18 protein-coding genes are annotated in these 18,296 nt (G+C 29.3%); 14 read left to right on the top strand and 4 right to left on the bottom strand.

Features of this window, described 5'->3' with window-relative positions; translation table 11 throughout:
• From VN21_RS18570 to VN21_RS02755, 5 genes are all read left to right on the top strand, one after another.
• Positions 1-224 (top strand): hypothetical protein (locus VN21_RS18570; RefSeq protein ID WP_046821936.1); only part of this gene is annotated, 224 nt, incomplete at its 5' end.
• Positions 218-892 carry a copper homeostasis protein CutC gene (locus VN21_RS02745; protein ID WP_046821937.1) on the top strand — a complete coding sequence of 225 codons (675 nt, stop codon included), beginning with the start codon at positions 218-220 and terminating at the stop codon, positions 890-892. The genes VN21_RS18570 and VN21_RS02745, both read left to right, overlap by 7 nt.
• Positions 893-1,055: 163 nt before the next feature.
• Positions 1,056-2,549, top strand: a complete 1,494-nt coding sequence (locus tag VN21_RS19020; protein WP_052951959.1) for an N-acetylmuramoyl-L-alanine amidase — start codon at positions 1,056-1,058, stop codon at positions 2,547-2,549.
• The gene (locus VN21_RS19385; protein WP_334290927.1) at positions 2,503-2,622 is read left to right on the top strand and encodes an SH3 domain-containing protein; all 120 of its coding nucleotides are present in this window, start codon (positions 2,503-2,505) and stop codon (positions 2,620-2,622) included. Before VN21_RS19020 ends, VN21_RS19385 begins: the two co-directional genes overlap by 47 nt.
• A 107-nt stretch (positions 2,623-2,729) precedes the next feature.
• Complete coding sequence (locus tag VN21_RS02755; protein WP_046821938.1) at positions 2,730-3,695, top strand: ornithine cyclodeaminase family protein; 966 nt, start codon at positions 2,730-2,732, stop codon at positions 3,693-3,695.
• Between the two features lie 37 nt (positions 3,696-3,732).
• Here the strand turns inward: VN21_RS02755 and VN21_RS02760 are convergent, their stop codons facing one another.
• The gene (locus VN21_RS02760; protein WP_025162480.1) at positions 3,733-4,617 is read right to left on the bottom strand and encodes an AraC family transcriptional regulator; all 885 of its coding nucleotides are present in this window, start codon (positions 4,615-4,617) and stop codon (positions 3,733-3,735) included.
• Between the two features lie 212 nt (positions 4,618-4,829).
• Here VN21_RS02760 and VN21_RS02765 point away from each other — a divergent pair, with 212 nt between their 5' ends.
• The 6 genes from VN21_RS02765 (at position 4,830) to proC (ending at position 12,277) form a co-directional block, all read left to right on the top strand.
• Positions 4,830-6,077, top strand: coding sequence for a dicarboxylate/amino acid:cation symporter (locus tag VN21_RS02765; RefSeq protein WP_046821939.1), 1,248 nt, complete (start codon positions 4,830-4,832; stop codon positions 6,075-6,077).
• A gap of 188 nt (positions 6,078-6,265) precedes the next feature.
• Entirely contained in the window at positions 6,266-7,423 is a 1,158-nt protein-coding gene (locus VN21_RS02770) for an MFS transporter (RefSeq protein ID WP_046821940.1), read from the top strand.
• Positions 7,424-7,574: 151 nt separating this feature from the next.
• On the top strand, positions 7,575-8,138 hold the full coding sequence (locus tag VN21_RS02775; protein ID WP_046821941.1) for a helix-turn-helix domain-containing protein: 564 nt from the start codon (positions 7,575-7,577) through the stop codon (positions 8,136-8,138).
• Positions 8,139-8,158: 20 nt separating this feature from the next.
• The gene (locus tag VN21_RS02780; RefSeq protein ID WP_046821942.1) at positions 8,159-9,070 is read left to right on the top strand and encodes a trans-4-hydroxy-L-proline dehydratase activase; all 912 of its coding nucleotides are present in this window, start codon (positions 8,159-8,161) and stop codon (positions 9,068-9,070) included.
• A 4-nt stretch (positions 9,071-9,074) separates the two neighbouring features.
• Positions 9,075-11,444, top strand: coding sequence for a trans-4-hydroxy-L-proline dehydratase (gene hypD / locus VN21_RS02785; RefSeq protein WP_046821943.1), 2,370 nt, complete (start codon positions 9,075-9,077; stop codon positions 11,442-11,444).
• Positions 11,445-11,470: 26 nt separating this feature from the next.
• Positions 11,471-12,277, top strand: coding sequence for a pyrroline-5-carboxylate reductase (gene proC, locus VN21_RS02790; protein ID WP_046821944.1), 807 nt, complete (start codon positions 11,471-11,473; stop codon positions 12,275-12,277).
• A gap of 127 nt (positions 12,278-12,404) precedes the next feature.
• Here the strand turns inward: proC and VN21_RS02795 are convergent, their stop codons facing one another.
• Positions 12,405-12,785 carry a DUF4363 family protein gene (locus VN21_RS02795; RefSeq protein ID WP_046821945.1) on the bottom strand — a complete coding sequence of 127 codons (381 nt, stop codon included), beginning with the start codon at positions 12,783-12,785 and terminating at the stop codon, positions 12,405-12,407.
• Between the two features lie 18 nt (positions 12,786-12,803).
• On the bottom strand, positions 12,804-13,454 hold the full coding sequence (locus tag VN21_RS02800; RefSeq protein ID WP_046821946.1) for a DUF421 domain-containing protein: 651 nt from the start codon (positions 13,452-13,454) through the stop codon (positions 12,804-12,806).
• A 192-nt stretch (positions 13,455-13,646) separates the two neighbouring features.
• Here VN21_RS02800 and miaB point away from each other — a divergent pair, with 192 nt between their 5' ends.
• The 3 genes from miaB (at position 13,647) to gltA (ending at position 17,576) form a co-directional block, all read left to right on the top strand.
• Entirely contained in the window at positions 13,647-15,080 is a 1,434-nt protein-coding gene (miaB, locus tag VN21_RS02805) for a tRNA (N6-isopentenyl adenosine(37)-C2)-methylthiotransferase MiaB (RefSeq protein ID WP_046821947.1), read from the top strand.
• 202 nt (positions 15,081-15,282) lie between these two features.
• A complete protein-coding gene (locus tag VN21_RS02810; RefSeq protein WP_046821948.1) occupies positions 15,283-16,173 on the top strand; it encodes a sulfide/dihydroorotate dehydrogenase-like FAD/NAD-binding protein in 891 nt (296 codons plus the stop codon).
• A 2-nt stretch (positions 16,174-16,175) separates the two neighbouring features.
• Positions 16,176-17,576 carry an NADPH-dependent glutamate synthase gene (gltA, locus tag VN21_RS02815; protein ID WP_046821949.1) on the top strand — a complete coding sequence of 467 codons (1,401 nt, stop codon included), beginning with the start codon at positions 16,176-16,178 and terminating at the stop codon, positions 17,574-17,576.
• A 44-nt stretch (positions 17,577-17,620) separates the two neighbouring features.
• Here the strand turns inward: gltA and VN21_RS02820 are convergent, their stop codons facing one another.
• On the bottom strand, positions 17,621-18,229 hold the full coding sequence (locus VN21_RS02820) for an NUDIX hydrolase (RefSeq protein WP_046821950.1): 609 nt from the start codon (positions 18,227-18,229) through the stop codon (positions 17,621-17,623).
• Positions 18,230-18,296 lie beyond the last annotated feature (67 nt).

An 18,296-nucleotide genomic window follows, 5' to 3' on the forward strand; every position in this document is an offset into this window, starting at 1 on the left:
AAAAAAAAGAATTATTTGCTAATAAAAATTTAAAAAAACAGTTAAATTTAGATACCTTAAATTTTGAAAAAGGAAGAATAACTATTGAACTTAATGTGGGTAATACTATAAAAAATGAAATGAATTATAGTAGTGATGAGTCTATGACTGTAGATGATATTATATTAAATACTAAAATATTTGCAGATATAATTTGTGAATTAGATAAGGAGGAGCAATGCTAGAAATTATAGCTATGAGCGTAGAAGATGCTATAAGTATTGAAGAATGTGGAGCAGATAGAATTGAACTTGTAAGTGCCCTTACAGAAGGTGGGATTACACCAAGTTTTGGATTAATAGATGAAGTTATAAAAAGTGTAAATATACCAGTAAATGTTATGATAAGACATCATGCTAAAAGCTTTATGTATAGTGAGTCAGATATAAGTATAATGCTAAAAGACATAGAAAAAGTAAAAGAACTAGGCGCTAATGGGATAGTTATAGGAATGTTGGATAAAGAAAATAATATAGAAGAAAATCAGCTTAAAACTATAATAAGTGCTTCTAAAGGATTGGAAATTACATTTCATAGAGCAATAGATGAAACAAATTTACTTAACTCTATGGATGTTATAAATAGATATAATGAAATTACAAATGTATTAACGTCTGGGGGTAAAGGAAAAATAGTAGATAACATTGATTATATAAATACTTTAAAAAATAAATCTAAGAATGCAAATGTATTATTAGGAGGCGGCTTGAATTTTGAAAATATAGAGCGAATAAAAAAGTTAACAAATAATAAAGATTTCCACTTTGGAACAGCGGTTAGAGTCAATAAAAATCCTTTTGGAGAAATTGATAAAATAAAATTAAAAAATTTAGTTAACATTATTAATAGTTAACAATAAAAAGTATCAATTATATTTAAATGTAATTGATACTTTTTTGTTGTTGACTAATTTGCAAAAAATGCGAAATATTGTAAAAAATGTATAAAATATGCTAGAATATATCCGTATAAACAATGGTAGATAGCAAAATGTTAATTATAGAGGAGACGAAAAATTGAGTAGAAGAAATAGTAAACTTATAAAATATATTGTAACATTCGGAATAATATCAGCAACAACAGCAGTTGGAAGTATAGTTCCTATAAGTGCTAATGAAAATGTAGAAGCTGAGTTTTCAGCAGTTATGGATAAATATAAAAATGAAGAAGTTGTAGTAGATGATGGGGTATCTTTAAGAAAAGGAGAGACTCTAAATTTATCAAAAAATCCTAATTGGGAAATGTCAGATAATGACACAGTTAAAATAAGCGAAGATGGAATTGTAACACCTGTAAATTCTGGGACTGTATTTTTAAGCCAAAAGATAGATGACAAGGTACATATATTAGAAGTATACGTTCCTCAAAATAAGATAAGAGCATATAGCTTTGCTGCTATGCCAAAAGTAGATAGAGATCACTATAAAGTTTTTGTTGATCCTGGACATGGAGGAGAAGATAGTGGAGCAGTTGGATGTGGAAATTATGAAGATGAACTAAATTTACAAGTTGCAAATAAAGTTAGACAAAAACTTGAAGCTAAAGGTATAGAAGTAAAAATGAGTAGAACTAGTGATGAATTTATATCTTTAGGTGATAGAGCTAAGATGGCAAATAGCTATTCTCCTGATGTATTTGTTTCAATTCATCAAAACTCTGCAGATGTAGCTAGTGCAAATGGTATAGAGACATACTATCACACAAATAAAGGTGATCACAAACCATATGCTCAAGATATTCAAACTAAGGCAATAGGTGAGACGAATGCTAGAAATAGAGGAGTTAAAAGTGCAAACTTCGCTGTTTTAAGAGAAACTAATATGCCTGCAGCTTTATTTGAGAGTGGGTTTATAACTAATCAAAATGAATCTGCAAATTTAGCAAGTTCATCATATCAAGATAAGTTAGCTACGGGAATTGCAAATGGAGTAGAAAAATACTTGAAAGAAAATATAGAAATAAATGGGAGTGGAGAGAAACCTGTAGATCCAGAACAACCATCTACAACAAAAACAGGAGTAGTAACAGCAACTTCACTAAATGTAAGAAGTGGATATGGAGCAAGTTATTCAAAAATAGGGACACTATCAAATGGAGCAAAAGTAGAGATAGTAGAAAGTAAAAATGGATGGCATAAGATAAAATATAATGGAGGATATGGATATGTATCAGGAGATTATATAAAAGTAGATGGAAGTACAACTACACCGCCAACAAATCCAGGAGAAACAGTTAAAAATACAGGAGTAGTAACAGCAAGTACATTAAATGTAAGAAGTGGATATGGAGCAAGTTATTCAAAAATAGGGACACTATCAAATGGAGCAAAAGTAGAGATAGTAATCAGGAGATTATATAAAAGTAGATGGAAGTACAACTACACCACCTGCTACAACAAAAACAGGAGTAGTAACAGCAACTTCATTAAATGTAAGAAATGGATATGGAGCAAGTTATTCAAGAATAGGATCGCTATCAAATGGAGCAAAAGTAGAGATAGTAGAAAGTAAAAATGGATGGCATAAGATAAAATATAATGGAGGATACGGATATGTATCAGGAGATTATATAAAAATAGGATAAGAACTAAAAAAAGGGTATATAAAAGCTAACAAGAAAAATAGTTTTATATACTCCTTTTTGTTAAAGTGATATAATTATATAAATAAAAATTAGGAAGGAGATTTTTTATGATTTATTTAAATAGTGAAGATATAATAAAGTCTATAGCATTAGATGAGTGTATGGATGCTATAGAAGATGCATATAGAATGTATGCAAACAATGAGTATAATATGCCAGATAGATTACAAGTTGAGAATAATGATTTAACTTCTTTATATATGCCTTGTTTTACGAAAGAATCATTTGGTACGAAAATACTTACAGTGGCACCTAATAATGCAAAAATAAACAAACCTGTAATTGATGGAATTATGTTAGTGAATGATATATATACAGGGGAAGTTGTTTGCATGATGGATGGGAAAACACTTACAGCAATTAGAACTGGAGCAGTAGGTGGTGTTGGAGTTAGACATACAACAAGAGCAGATGTGAAAAACATAGGATTGATAGGTACAGGAGTTCAGGGGTTTTATCAAATTATATATGCATGTAAGGCAAGAGATATAGAGAATGTTTACTTATATAATAGAACAAAAGAAAAAGCAGTTAATTTAAAAAATGAACTAGAGAAAGAATTAAAAAATATTAATATACATATAGCAGAAACTTCTAGAGAGTTAGTTCAAAAAAGTGAAGTTATAGTAACAGCGACAACTTCATACCAACCAGTTATAGAAGAAGATAAAGAATTGTTGATAGGAAAACATATAATAGCAATAGGTTCTTATAAACCTGACATGAGAGAGTTACCAGATGCATTACTTGAAATTGCAGATCTTGTAGTAGTAGACACTGATTTTGCGAAGGAAGAAAGTGGAGATCTGTATGTACCGATACAAAAAGGATTGATAAAAACAGATGATATTAAAAATATGGGAGAATTTTTAAAAGAAAATAATAACGTGAATTTAAAAGAAAAAACTACTTTATACAAGTCGGTTGGAATGGGGCTGTTTGATATGGTAGTAGCTGATAAAATTTATAAAAAATCTTTAGAGAAAAAAATAGGCCAAAATATTGAATTATAAAAAAACATGTCTAAAGTTTAAACTTTAGACATGTTTTTTATTCTATATCAAATGGATTTTTTTCGAACTCGCTTATCCTATCTAAATAATGCTTAGGTGAAACTCCATAGGCTTTTTTGAAAGCTCTAACAAAACTTGAATAATCCTTAAATCCACATTCTATACAAGCATCACTCATAAGATATCCTTTTTTTATTAATGACTTAGCATAAATAAGTCTTTTTTGAACTATATAGCTATGTAGAGAGCTTCCGGTTTGAGACTTAAATTTACGCATTAGATAATACTTGCTCATGAAAAATTTATTAGCTATAGTGTCTATAGATAAATCTTTATTTAAATTATCATTTATATAACTAAAAATTTGTTGAATTGTTTCATCGTACTCAACATCTTCTGAAGTATCATCGCTTTTTAAAAATAGTCTATTAATTAAAACTAAGAATTGTATAAATAAAGAATTTTTAAGTATAATATGACCAAATTCATCAGAAGACTCAGCAGCTTTAATTTTAAATAAAATGTTTTTCAAATTTTCTAAGTCATTTGGATTAAGTCTTAACAAATTAGATTTATTTTTACTTGATATATTAAAACAAGTGAATAAATCATCTCCATATATATTATGTTTTTCTATATATTCTGGATTTATCCATATAACTATACGTTCATAATATTTATTAGGATTTATAATAGGTTTATGTATTTCAGTATTATTTATAAATAAAATATCCCAAGGTTTTAATTTATATGATTTTCCTTCTACTAAATAATCTACATCACCAGAAATTAAAATTGTAATTTTATTAAAGTCATGGTGATGATAGTCAAACTTTATATCTCTCATATCCTTTATATGAAATATTTTAAAATTATCATCAAGATATCCAACCTTATCTATATTTTCTTTATTTATATCCATAAAAACAACCTCTCATATTCAAATAATAGTAATAACTTTAAAAATATTTACAATTTAATATACCGTAAATAAGATAAATTGTAATCGTCTATATATAGTATAGCACTTTTTACAATGCATAGGGCATTTTACGCAATGTACATGGTAAAAAAATAATAATATAATAAAATTCATTGTGCATTAAAGCGATAGTATTAATAAGGAGAAGACAAATGAAAAACTTTTTAAAAAATTATAAATCATCATTAATATTACTAGGCTCAATATTAATCGGAGGAATTGTAGGTGTAGTTTTAGGACCTAAAGCTGCCATGCTAAAACCTTTTGGGGACTTATTTTTAAATTTATTATTTATGTCACTAGTGCCTCTTGTATTTTTCAGTGTTTCATCAGCAATAGCAAATATGAACACTATGAAAAGATTAGGGAAAATAATGGGTAATATTGTTATAGTATTTTTATCAACAGCATTCATAGCAGCATTAATAGGTATTTTAGGAGCTATAATTTTAAACCCAACTAAAGGATTAGATTCTAGCATGTTTACTTCTATAATAGGAAGTGGAGAAATCGTAGAAGCTGAAAAAGTTAGTTTTTTAGATCAAATTGTAAAAACTGTAACAGTTAATGATTTTAACATGTTGTTTTCAAAGTCAAATATGTTACAGCTTATAGTATTTGCAGTACTATTTGGGCTTGCAACTGCAATGGCTGGGGAAAAGGCAAAAGGTATAGCAAAGTTTGTGGAAGAAGGATCAGAAGTTATAGGGAATATTATAAAAATAATAATGTATTATGCACCTATAGGTCTTGGATGCTACTTTGCATCTGTTATAGGTGAATTAGGGACTCAAATACTTTCGGGATATGTAACTGCATTTTTATTATATTTAGGAATAACTGTTATATATTACTTTGGATTCTATACAATATATGCTTATTTAGCAGGAGGAAAAGAAGGTATAAGTATTTTCTGGAAAAATGCAGTTGGTCCAACAGTTACAGCAGTGGCAACTTGTTCAAGTGCAGCATGTATACCAGTTAATTTAGTTTCTGCTAAAAATATGGGAGTACCAGATGATATAGCAGAAACAGTTGTACCACTAGGTGCCAATATCCATAAAGATGGATCTGTAATTGGAGGTGTATTAAAAATAACATTTTTAATGGGTATTTTTGGAATGGACATAACTAATCCATCAACACTATTAAGTATATTAGTAGTTTCGTTTTTAGTTGGTGCTGTTGTAGGCGCTATACCAGGTGGCGGAGTAATTGGAGAAATGTTAATACTAAGTGTATTTGGATTCTCACCGGAAATGTTACCTATAATTACTGTTTTAGGAACAGTTATAGATGCACCAGCAACACTATTAAACTCAGCAGGAAATACTGTTTGTGCAATGATGGTTGCTAGACTAGTTGAAGGTAAAAACTGGACGGTTTCTAAGTCTAACTAGACAAAAGACCTAGATATAGATGTTCATCTATATCTAGGTCTTTTTTGCGCTTAAGCAATTTTATTTATTATTTCAGCGACATGAAGTAGTTCGCAGACGTAGTCGCTCAAGCAAAGCGAATTTTTCATCATTTTACTACAAAAATATGATATAATGGAGTGTATTTAACAGATTGAAGGGAGCAAGACATGACAAAATACTATTTATACTATGTACTTATATATGGTGGGTTAGGAGCTTTTATACCGTATATAGTTCCATACTTAGAAGGATCATTAAATCTATCTGCTACGCAAATAGGAATCATAACATCTATACCATCAATAATAGGAATATTGGTTGTTCCTCTTTGGGGGATTATAACTGATATGACTAAAAAAGATAAAAAAATACTTGGAATTTGTGTAGCTATAAATTGTTTAATAATGGGGATGTACTCAAGTGTAAAATTATTCCCTGTGTTACTTATAGTAGCTACGTTAGCGGAGGCCTTTAGATATGCAATATCACCTTTAGCTGATAATATAACTACAGATTATTGTAAACATAAAAATTTAAATTATGGGATTATAAGAAGCGGAGGATCTGTAGGTTTTGCGCTTATAAGTTTTTTAACAGGGCAACTTATAAAAGTAACATCAAACTCTAGGATTATATTTTTAGTATATATAATTTTATTCGTGGTTTCTTTAATAGTACTTCCGTTTTTAGATTCTAAAAAATATGATGAAGAAGAAAAATTAAAAGGTTCAACCATGAAAGAAGATTTAAAAGAGCTTATAAGGGACAAATCATACTTATGGCTTTTAGCTATTGTTATATGTACTATAAGTATTAGTGAAGTAACTAATGCCTATCAAGGATTATATTTAATTGACCTAGGGGCAAGTGAAGGTGATATAGGCATATTAGTAATATTTACAGCTCTACCTGAAATATTTTTTATGTCAAAAATTAATTCGTTAGTTTTAAAATATGGATATAAAAAAGTATTTAAAATAGGTATACTTACATTTTTAATAAGATGGATAACTTGTTTATTTGCAACTTCTCCAATGATATTCATACTTACGGCTCCACTTACAGCTTTAGCATTTTCAACAATGTTAGTGTCATATATTGGATATATAAAAGATAAGTTTTCAAGTGAAATTCAAGCTACTGCCTTAACATTAACATCAATGGCAATAGGGGTTTCTTCTGCATTAATCAAATTACCAGTTGGATTTGGAATAGATGTGTTTGGATTAAAAACTATATATATACTATCGATAGTAATAACTTGTTTAGGATTTATTGTTTGTAGTATAAAAAAAGAAAATAAAAATAAAAAAGCTATAGGGTAATAACCTATAGCTTTTCTTATATTGAATTTAATATATAAAAAATTTGATATAACTAAAAAAAGTTAATTATATGTAAAAAATATGATAGACAAATTTATAACAATATAGTATATTTAAATTAAGGAAATGGTTTTCGAAAGAGGGGTTAAATATGAATGAGCATATAGGAGCTAAGATAAAAAGCTTGAGAACGCAAAGAAAAATGACATTAAAAGATTTAAGTGAAAAAACTAACTTATCTATTGGTTTTTTGTCTCAGTTAGAGAGAGGATTAACTAGTATAGCAACAGATACTTTAGGAAGCATAGCAGATGTATTTGAAGTTGAGTTATCTTATTTCTTTTTAAAACCAAGAACTAAGAAAAGACCAATAATTAGAAGTTATGAAAAAGAAGTTTTTAATATATGTACATCAGGATGCATTCAGTACAATTTATCTAACGACTTAAAGGAAAAGGTTATGCTTCCAAGATTTTTAGATATTATTCCAAATAATACAGATGAAGATATACAGTCATATTCTCATGAAGGAGAAGAGTTTGTATATGTATTAGAAGGGACTCTAACGTTATTTTTAGATGGAGAACAACATGAATTATACCCTGGAGATAGCATACACTATAATTCTTCAAAAAATCACAATTGGGCCAATTATACAAATAAAATGGTAAGGATGATAGTTGTTGCAACTCCAAATCCTTTTAATAATAACTAAAACTATTTGAAGGTGATTAAATGAATAAGCCACTAATATTAAATATACAAAAATATAGTTTACATGATGGGGATGGAATTAGAACTACAGTATTTTTTAAAGGATGTCCTTTAGAATGTATCTGGTGTCATAATCCAGAAAGTCAGGATTACAAAAAAGAAGTTTTATATAATGAAGAAAAATGTTTAAAGTGTGGGAATTGTATAGAGAAATGCCCTAATGAAGCTATATATGTAGGTTTAGATGTAATTGAATTGAAAAAAGAAAAGTGCACATATTGTGAGACTTGTATAGATTTTTGCTTAAACAATGCAAGGGAAATAGTTGGGAAAACATATGAAATAAAAGATTTAGTAAAAGAATTAATAAAAGATATGGCCTTTTATGAAGAGTCAGGTGGAGGCGTTACTTTATCTGGGGGCGAAGTAATGACTCAGGATATAGAATATATAAAAAAACTAGTAATTTCATTAAAACAAAAAGGTATAAACGTAGCAATAGATACATGTGGACATTCAAAGTTTGATAACTATGAAGCTATATTACCATTTGTGGATACATTTTTATACGATATAAAGTTAATAAGTGATGAAAAACATGAGTTTTTTACTAAGAAATCAAATAAATTAATTCTAAATAATTTAAAGATGCTAAGTGAAAAAGGAGCAAATATAAACATAAGAATACCATTAATAGAAGGTGTTAATGTAGATGATAACAATGAAGAAATTAAAAAAATAATAGATTTTATAAAGCCTTTAAACATTGCAAAAGTTAATATATTGCCATACCACAATATAGGAATGCACAAATACAAAAAGCTTTATATGCAGTATGAAGGAGAAAATTTAAAACGACCTTCAGACGAGAAATTAGAGGAAATAAAACAAATTTTCAAAGCAAATAATTTTGAAATAAAGATTGGGGGATAATCATATGGAAAGAGGAAGTTTTGAAAGAACTAAAAAACTTAGAAAGCAAAGTATAGAGACTCAACCTTTTATAACTATTGAAAGAGCTAGGCTTATGACAGAAGGATATAAAAAATATGAGGGAAGTGTTGAAATACCAGTGCTTAGAGCGTTGGCATTTAAACACTATATGGAAAATAGAACTCTTTGTATAAATGATGGAGAACTTATAGTTGGAGAAAAAGGAGATTCGCCACAAAGTACACCTACTTATCCAGAATTATGCTGCCATACAATGGAAGATCTAGATATAATGGATAAACGAGATATTATATCTTTTAAAGTGAGTGATGATGTAAAGAAAATTCACGAAGATGAAATAATACCTTTTTGGAAAAATAGACAAATAAGACAAAAAATAGTTAGTTCTATGGAACAAGAATGGTTAGATTGTTATGAAAATGGAGTGTTTACAGAGTTTATGGAACAAAGAGCTCCTGGTCATACAGTTTGTGGGGGAACAATATATAAAAAGGGATTTTTAGACTTAAAGAAGGAAATTGAAGTAGAAATAAGCAAACTAGATTTTGTTAACGATAAAGAAGCATATGATAAAAAAGCTCAGTTAGAGGGAATGGCTATTGCTTGTGATGCTTTAATTATATATGGAAAACGTTACTCTGAATATGCTAAGCAATTAGCAGAGAAAGAAACTGATGAAGATAAGAAAAAAGATTTATTAACTATAGCTAAAAATTGTGAGGTAGTACCTGCAAATAAACCACAAACATTCCACCAAGCAGTTCAGATGTATTGGTTTGTTCACATAGGTGTTACTACGGAACTTAATATATGGGATGCATTTAGTCCAGGTAGATTTGATCAACATTTAAATCCTTTTTATGAAAATGATGTAGAAAATGATACATTAGATAGAGATATGGCTAAAGAAATTTTAGAATGCTTATGGATTAAATTTAATAATCAACCAGCACCTCCAAAAGTAGGGGTTACATTAAAAGAAAGTGGAACATACACTGACTTTGCAAATATAAATACAGGAGGAGTAACGGAAGATGGTAAAGATGGAGTTAATGATGTAAGTTATATTATTCTAGATGTAATGGATGAAATGAAATTATTACAACCTAGTTCAAATGTACAAATTAGTAAAAAAACTCCAAGTAAGTTCTTAAAAAGAGCATGTGAAATTTCTAGAAAAGGTTGGGGTCAGCCTGCATTTTATAATACAGAAGCAATAATTCAAGAGTTATTAGAAGCAGGTAAAACAATAGAAGATGCCAGATGTGGTGGAACTAGTGGTTGTGTAGAAACAGGATGTTATGGTAAGGAAGCATACATACTTACAGGTTATTTAAATTTACCTAAAATTCTTGAAATAACTTTAAATAATGGGATAGACCCTATGACAAATAAAAAGCTTGGGATAGAAACTGGTGATCCTAATAACTTTAAATCTTACGAGGAGTTATTTAATGCATTTAAGTCTCAATTAAATCACTTTGTAGAAATAAAGGTAAAAGGAAACAATGTAATTGAAAGAATATACTCAAAGCATATGCCAGCCCCACTTATGAGTGTTATAGTAGATGATTGTATAAAAACTGCAAAAGATTATAATGCAGGTGGAGCAAGATATAACACAAAATATATACAAGGTGTTGGGATAGGAACTATAACAGATAGTTTAACTTCTATAAAATACAATGTATTTGATAAGAAAAAGTTTAACATGAGCGAATTACTAGAAGCTTTAAAAAATAATTTTAATGGATATGAAGCTATATATAACATGGTAGTTAACAAAACTCCTAAGTATGGTAATGACGATGACTATGCAGATGATTTAATGCAAGATGTATTTAATTCATTCTATAATGAAGTTACAGGAAGAAAGTCTCCTATGGGAGCTGAGTATAGAATAAATATGCTACCTACAACATGCCATGTTTACTTTGGAGAAGTTATGGGGGCTAGTGCCAATGGCAGGTTAAGTCAAAAGCCGTTATCTGAAGGTATATCTCCAGAAAAAGGTGGAGATACGAATGGACCTACTGCTGTTATCAAGTCTTGTTCTAAAATGGACCATTTAAAAACAGGAGGAACGCTTTTAAATCAAAGATTTGCTCCTGCTGTAGTACAAGGAGAAGAAGGGCTAGAAAATATGTCTAACTTAGTTAGAGCTTATTTCAATATGGATGGACACCACATACAATTCAATGTATTTGATAAAAATGTATTGTTAGCAGCACAAAAAAATCCAGATGAATATAAAGATTTAATAGTTAGGGTTGCTGGATATAGTGATCACTTTAATAACTTAAGCAGAGCTCTTCAAGATGAAATAATAGGAAGAACAGAGCAAAGCTTCTAATTTATAACACAAAAGGAGATATATTTATGAACAAAAAAATAGGATTTATAGGTGCAGGTAACATGGCTAAGGCTATGATAGGTGGGATTGTTAAATCTAAACTAGTAGAGGCTAACAATGTGTTTGCATCTGATTTAAATGAAATAGCACTTGCAAATGTTAAAGATGAATATGGAATAAATACAACAAATGACTCTAAAGAAGTAGTAAAAAACAGTGATATAGTTATTGTAGCTGTAAAGCCAAATGTGTACGATATAGTATTAGAAGGAGTTAAAGAATTAATAGACAATGAAAAAATAATTGTAACTATAGCTGCAGGTAAAACAATAGAATCAGTAGAAAATGTAATAGGTTCAGATAAGAAGGTTATTAGAACTATGCCTAATACTCCAGCTTTAGTAAATGAAGGTATGAGTGCTATTTGTAAAAATAAAAATATAACTGATGAAGAATTAAATCTTGTAAAAGAAATATTTAGCTCATTTGGGAAGGCTGAAGTAGTAAATGAATACTTAATAGATGCAGTAATTGGAGCAAGTGGATCAGCACCTGCGTATGTATTTATGTTTATAGAAGCTATGGCAGATGCAGTAGTTGCTGCTGGAATGCCAAGAAATCAAGCGTATACATTTGTATCTCAAGCTGTTATGGGTTCTGCAAAAATGGTGCTTGAAACAGGTAAACATCCAGGTGAATTAAAAGATATGGTATGTTCTCCAGGGGGAACTACTATAGAAGCAGTTAAAACTTTAGAAGCTGAAGGATTCAGAAACTCAGTTATAAAAGCAATTGATGACTGTATAGAAAAATCTAAAGAAATGAGTAAGTAAATAATAAACATGTATTAAAATTACAAAAATATTAAGGTGAATACATAAGTCTTGAACAAGAAGCTTATATATTCACCTTTTTTATTTAGATGTTAATTTAAACTAGTAAAAAATTATATTAGTTGTTCTATAATATATGATCAAGACTATGTTTTTCTGACTCAATTAACCTATGAAGAGAAATTTTTATTATATCTATTTGTTCTAAGCAAGTTGAAACATCTTTTAAATAAATCCCATCAGACAATACATTAAAAGCTAGTTCTATATCACCTATATGGCAATGGTTTAAGAATTTAAAAAATTGCTTAGATTCTTCTTTGAAATCATTTTTTAAATCATTAGTATATTCTTCGCATTTTTCCCAATCCTCGTTTTTAACATACATTTCTAGTTTATTCATTTCATTATTATATTTAAGAGAGAAATCCTCGGCTTTTACAGATATAAAAAGGCCAAATATAACTAAAGCAATAGTCCAAACTATAGTGAATACAATAGATTTCATATATCCACCTCCTAAAAATTATTTCTTCTGTATAAAGAAGTTATCTTTTTCATCTAATACACAAATTAACGTTTCTGATATTGAATCTATATTGTGTTTTTTTAGGATTGATAAAAGCCAATCTGAACTTTTATTTATAGTATTAAGGTTTTGTTTTATTATTTCACCATCTAATATTAAAGGTAATGGTAGATGCTTAAAGTTTTCTGTAGGAACCTTTTCGTAACTAGGAGTAGGTACTATACTAAGATTACCGTCAGTTTCAAGAATTGCGTAATAAACATCTTTTAAGTTGAAATAACCTTGTATTCGTAATTGTTCTAAAAGTTCATCCATAGATACTCTTTCTTCTTTTAAAGCTTTATAGTTAAGTTTTCCTTTATCTATTAAAATTGCAGGATTTCCATTTAACAAAAATCTAATGCTTTTAAATTTTAGAGTTAAAAAAGATATTACAATTTGCATAAAAACTAAACCAGTAAGAGATGCGATTCCATAAATTATAGGAATTTCGTTATTTTGCATAGGAATAGCGGCAACTTCTGCAATTAGAAGCGTTATAACCAAATCAAATGAATTCATTTCGGCAATTTCGCCTTTTCCCATAATTCTAAGACTTATTAGCACCGCAATATAAAGAACTATACTTCTAATTAAAACTACAATCATAAGCTTCCATCCTTTATTTTTTATTATGTCTAATCTTAAAATAGACATATACTATTATTTGTATTTATAAAAAATATATACAAGCAAATGTCAAATGCATCTTTAAAATGAAGTATAAATTTGGTATAATTAATTTTAAATTCAAAAATTAGACAGCAAAATGTCATCGAAGTAATTTAAGGAGGGCTAGTTGTGGGTAAAAGAAAACAAGTACACGTTCCTATAGAAAAAATTCAAGAGCAAGATAGATTTATAGAAGCTATAGCTGAAACGACAAATAGATATTATGCAATACATGGAAGAAAACCTAGATATATGATACAAACTTTTGGGTGTCAAATGAATGAACATGACTCTGAAAAATTATGTGCAATGTTAGATAATATGGGATATATTCAAGGTTTAACAGCTGCAGAATGTGATTTAGTTATATACAATACTTGTGCAGTAAGAGAAAATGCAGAGTTAAAAGTATATGGAAACTTAGGTCAGTTAAAGTTTTTAAAAAGAAAAAATCCAGATTTAAAAATAGCTGTGTGTGGATGCATGATGCAACAAAGTCATGTTGTTGAAGAAATAAAAACTAAATATAAGCATGTTGATTTAGTTTTTGGTACACATAACTTATATAAATTCCCTGAATTATTAGCTAAATCTATGGATACTGAAAAAACTTTAATAGATGTTTGGGATGTAGATGGAGAAGTTGTAGAAGGGCTTAGAAGTAATCGAAAGTTTGAGCTTAAAGCCTTTGTAAACATAATGTATGGATGTAACAATTTCTGTACTTATTGTATAGTTCCTTACACAAGAGGTAGAGAAAGAAGTAGAACTCCAGAGGATATAATAAATGAAATAAAAGAATTAGTAGCTAATGGAACAAAAGAAGTAACTTTACTTGGTCAAAATGTTGACTCTTATGGAAAAACTTTAGAAAATCCAATTAGATTTGATGAACTTTTAAGAATGGTAAATGAAATCGAAGGAATAGAAAGAATAAGATTTATGACATCTCACCCTAAAGATATATCAGATGAAGTTATATATGCTATTAGAGATTGTGATAAAGTATGTGAATTCTTACACTTACCAGTTCAATGTGGAAGTTCTAAGTTGCTTAAGATAATGAACAGACACTATACTAAAGAATACTATTTAGATATAATAGAAAAAGCTAAAAAGGAAGTTCCAGATATAGCATTTTCTACAGATCTAATGATAGGATTCCCTGGTGAAACAGAAGAAGATGTAGAGGATACTATAGACGTTGTAAGAAAAGTTAGATATGATTCGGCATTTACATTTATATACTCTAAGAGACAGGGTACTCCTGCAGCTAAAATGGAAAATCAAATTCCAGAAGAAATAAAACATGAAAGATTTAATAAAGTTTTAGCAGAAGTAAATGACATATGTGCAGAAATAAACAAATCATATGAAGGGAAAGTAGTTGAAGTTTTAGTTGAGGGAAGAAGTAAAACCGACGAAAATAAATTTACAGGAAGAACTAGACAAAATAAATTAGTTAATTTTGAATCTGATGTACAAGATATTGTAGGAACACTTGTGAATGTTAAGATATTAGATTCAAGAACATTCTCATTAAACGGAGTAATAGAAAAATAGGAAAATATTTTCAAAAAACAACCACAAAGGTTGTTTTTTTTTGTATAATATAGATGTAATATATAATATTAAATTATTGATTTTAAATATGTAGCCTATAAGTTTGATTATAAAGTTAGACTTATAAGGGGAAACTTGAACTTCAAGTTGGCTAATATTTAAAATTAAAATATAAACTATTTGGCAGAATGGAGATAGAGATATGGGAAACAAGATTGTAAAAAAGAAACAGCTAACAGATAGTATTTATTTAATGGACATAGAAGCTCCAAGAGTAGCTAAAGCTTCTAATCCAGGCCAATTTATCATTATAAAAAATGATGAAAAGGGTGAAAGAATACCTCTTACAATAGCTGATTATAATAATGAAGAGGGCACTGTAAGCATAGTGTTCCAAACAGTTGGAGCTAGTACTAAACAACTTGAAACTTTTGAAGAAGGCGATTACGTAGCTGACTTTGTTGGACCACTAGGAATGCCTAGTGAGTTTGTCGAAGAAGATATAAATGAATTAAAAAATAAAAAAATAATATTTGTAGCTGGTGGAGTTGGAGCAGCGCCTGTATATCCTCAAGTTAAATGGCTTAAGGAAAACGGTATAGATGCAGATGTTATAATTGGTTCTAGAACAAAAAATCTTTTAATATTTGAAGAAGAGATGAGAGAAGTTGCTGGAAACCTTTATGTATGTACAGATGATGGTACATATGGATTTAACGGTAGAGTTACTGACTGTTTAAAAGACTTAGTTGAAAATCAAGGTAAAAAATATGACCAAGCAGTAGTTATAGGACCTATGATAATGATGAAGTTTATGTGTATGTTAACTAAAGAGCTAAATATACCTACAACTGTAAGCTTAAACCCTATAATGGTAGATGGAACAGGTATGTGTGGAGCATGTAGAGTTAATGTTGGTGGAGAAATTAAATTTGCATGTGTAGATGGTCCTGAATTTGATGGACATTTAGTTAACTTTGATGAGTCTATGAGAAGACAAGCTATGTACAAAACAGAAGAAGGCAGAGCTACGTTAAAAATAGAAGAAGGGGATACGCATCATCATGGCGGATGCGGATGTGGAGGTAATTAATCATGAGTAAAGTTAAAATACCTGTTAGACAACAAGAAGCTGAAGTTAGAGTTACAAACTTTGAAGAAGTTTGTTTAGGATATAATAAAGAAGAAGCAATGAAAGAAGCAAGTAGATGCTTAGAATGTAAAAAACCTAAGTGTGTATCAGGATGTCCCGTTGAAGTAAATATACCAGGATTTATAGGGAAATTAAAAGAAGGAGATATTGAAGGAGCTGCCAAAGTTATAGCAAAGGATAGCTCACTTCCAGCAGTTTGTGGAAGAGTTTGTCCTCAAGAAAATCAATGTGAAGGATTATGTGTGTTAGGAATAAAATCAGATGCTGTTTCAATAGGTAAATTAGAAAAATTTGTTGCTGATTACTCTAGAGAACAAAATTTTGATTTAGCAAAAACAGAAGAGGCTAACAATAGAAAGGTAGCTGTTATAGGTAGTGGACCTGCAGGACTTGCTTGTGCTGGTGATTTAGCAAAAATGGGATATGATGTAACGATATTTGAAGCTATGCATGAACCAGGAGGGGTTCTAACTTACGGAATACCAGAATTTAGATTACCTAAAGATGGGGTTGTTAAACCTGAGATACAAAACATTAAAAGTTTAGGAGTTAAAATAGAAACTAATGTTATAATAGGTAGAACTATAACAATAGATGAGTTACTAAATGAAGAAGGATTTGAAGCTGTATTTGTAGGATCAGGAGCAGGACTTCCTAAGTTCATGGGAATACCAGGGGAAAATGCTAATGGTGTTTGTTCTGCAAATGAATTTTTAACAAGAGTTAACTTAATGAAGGCATACAAAGAAGACTATATGACACCTGTAAGAAGTGGTAAAAATGTTGCTGTTATAGGTGGAGGAAATGTTGCTATGGATGCTGCGAGAACTGCAGCTAGATTAGGATCTAAAACTCATATAGTTTACAGAAGAAGTGAAGCAGAACTTCCTGCTAGATTAGAAGAAGTACACCATGCTAAAGAAGAAGGTGTAATATTTGATACTTTAACAAACCCAACTGAGATATTAGTTGATGAAAAAGGTGAAGTTAAAGGTATGGTATGTGTAAAAATGGAACTAGGAGAGCCTGATGCATCAGGAAGAAGAAGACCTGAAGTTATAGAAAATTCAGATTTTATAATGGAAGTAGATACAGTTATAATGGCACTTGGAACATCTCCAAACCCACTTATAACATCAACTACAAAAGGATTAGATATAAATAAATGGGAATGTATAGTAGCTGATGATAACGGAGTAACTTCTAGAGAAGGTGTTTTTGCTGGAGGAGATGCAGTTACAGGAGCTGCAACAGTTATATCTGCTATGGGAGCTGGAAGAAAAGCAGCAAAAGCTATAAATGAATATTTAAAGAATAAAGAAGCTAATGCTTGTAATTTATAATAATAAAGGACTTCATATAATATGGAGTCCTTTTTAGTTAAAATTTATTTAATTAAATTAAGAAAGTTTTCAAGTATTTTACCTGTTATGCCCCAAATAACATAATCATTATATTTATAGAATAAAGAGTCATAATTTCCTGATTTGAACTTATAATTTTCCTTGTTAGGTATTAAGTCATAGGGAAAATTTTTATTAGGAACTACTCTAACTTCATTTTTATATCGTAAAGGCTCATTTTCTAATAAATGAGATAAAGGAACTAAAAAAATATGGTCTACTTCATCTATGTTTGGATTTAGACTTTCTAAGTCGTGTATGAATCCAACAAAAGTATGTATTATTATATCTGCAGGACTTAAAAATAAATCAAGTTCGCTTACTATTTCTATATTACTATCAATGGTACCTAGTTCTTCGCAAGTTTCTCTTATACAAGCAGTAATTGGAGTTTCATTTTTTTCAATCATACCTCCAGGAAAAGATATTTCATTTGGTTGAGACCTTAATGTCTTTGACCTAACTTCAAATAGTATAAAGTCTTCATTATTTTTTCTTACTATAGGAATTAAAACAGAAGCTTTTTTCATATTTTGATGACCATTTATATATGGTTTATAATCTTTTAATAATTCTTTTAAATTACTATTCATTGCAAAAACCTCAACTCTCAGTTTTGATATATTAATATTATACTAGTCTAAGATCAATAATACACAT

Origin of the sequence: Paraclostridium benzoelyticum (genome assembly GCF_001006285.1) — a bacterium.
GTDB classification, from domain to species: domain Bacteria; phylum Bacillota; class Clostridia; order Peptostreptococcales; family Peptostreptococcaceae; genus Paraclostridium; species Paraclostridium benzoelyticum.

Coding starts and splice junctions, on each gene's coding strand:
- VN21_RS02745 (WP_046821937.1), top strand. CDS start 218: ATGCTAGAAATTATAGCTATGAGCGTAGAAGATGCTATAAGTATTGAA.
- VN21_RS02755 (WP_046821938.1), top strand. CDS start 2,730: ATGATTTATTTAAATAGTGAAGATATAATAAAGTCTATAGCATTAGAT.
- VN21_RS02760 (WP_025162480.1), bottom strand. CDS start 4,617: ATGGATATAAATAAAGAAAATATAGATAAGGTTGGATATCTTGATGAT.
- VN21_RS02765 (WP_046821939.1), top strand. CDS start 4,830: ATGAAAAACTTTTTAAAAAATTATAAATCATCATTAATATTACTAGGC.
- VN21_RS02770 (WP_046821940.1), top strand. CDS start 6,266: ATGACAAAATACTATTTATACTATGTACTTATATATGGTGGGTTAGGA.
- VN21_RS02775 (WP_046821941.1), top strand. CDS start 7,575: ATGAATGAGCATATAGGAGCTAAGATAAAAAGCTTGAGAACGCAAAGA.
- VN21_RS02780 (WP_046821942.1), top strand. CDS start 8,159: ATGAATAAGCCACTAATATTAAATATACAAAAATATAGTTTACATGAT.
- hypD (WP_046821943.1), top strand. CDS start 9,075: ATGGAAAGAGGAAGTTTTGAAAGAACTAAAAAACTTAGAAAGCAAAGT.
- proC (WP_046821944.1), top strand. CDS start 11,471: ATGAACAAAAAAATAGGATTTATAGGTGCAGGTAACATGGCTAAGGCT.
- VN21_RS02795 (WP_046821945.1), bottom strand. CDS start 12,785: ATGAAATCTATTGTATTCACTATAGTTTGGACTATTGCTTTAGTTATA.
- VN21_RS02800 (WP_046821946.1), bottom strand. CDS start 13,454: ATGATTGTAGTTTTAATTAGAAGTATAGTTCTTTATATTGCGGTGCTA.
- VN21_RS02810 (WP_046821948.1), top strand. CDS start 15,283: ATGGGAAACAAGATTGTAAAAAAGAAACAGCTAACAGATAGTATTTAT.
- gltA (WP_046821949.1), top strand. CDS start 16,176: ATGAGTAAAGTTAAAATACCTGTTAGACAACAAGAAGCTGAAGTTAGA.
- VN21_RS02820 (WP_046821950.1), bottom strand. CDS start 18,229: ATGAATAGTAATTTAAAAGAATTATTAAAAGATTATAAACCATATATA.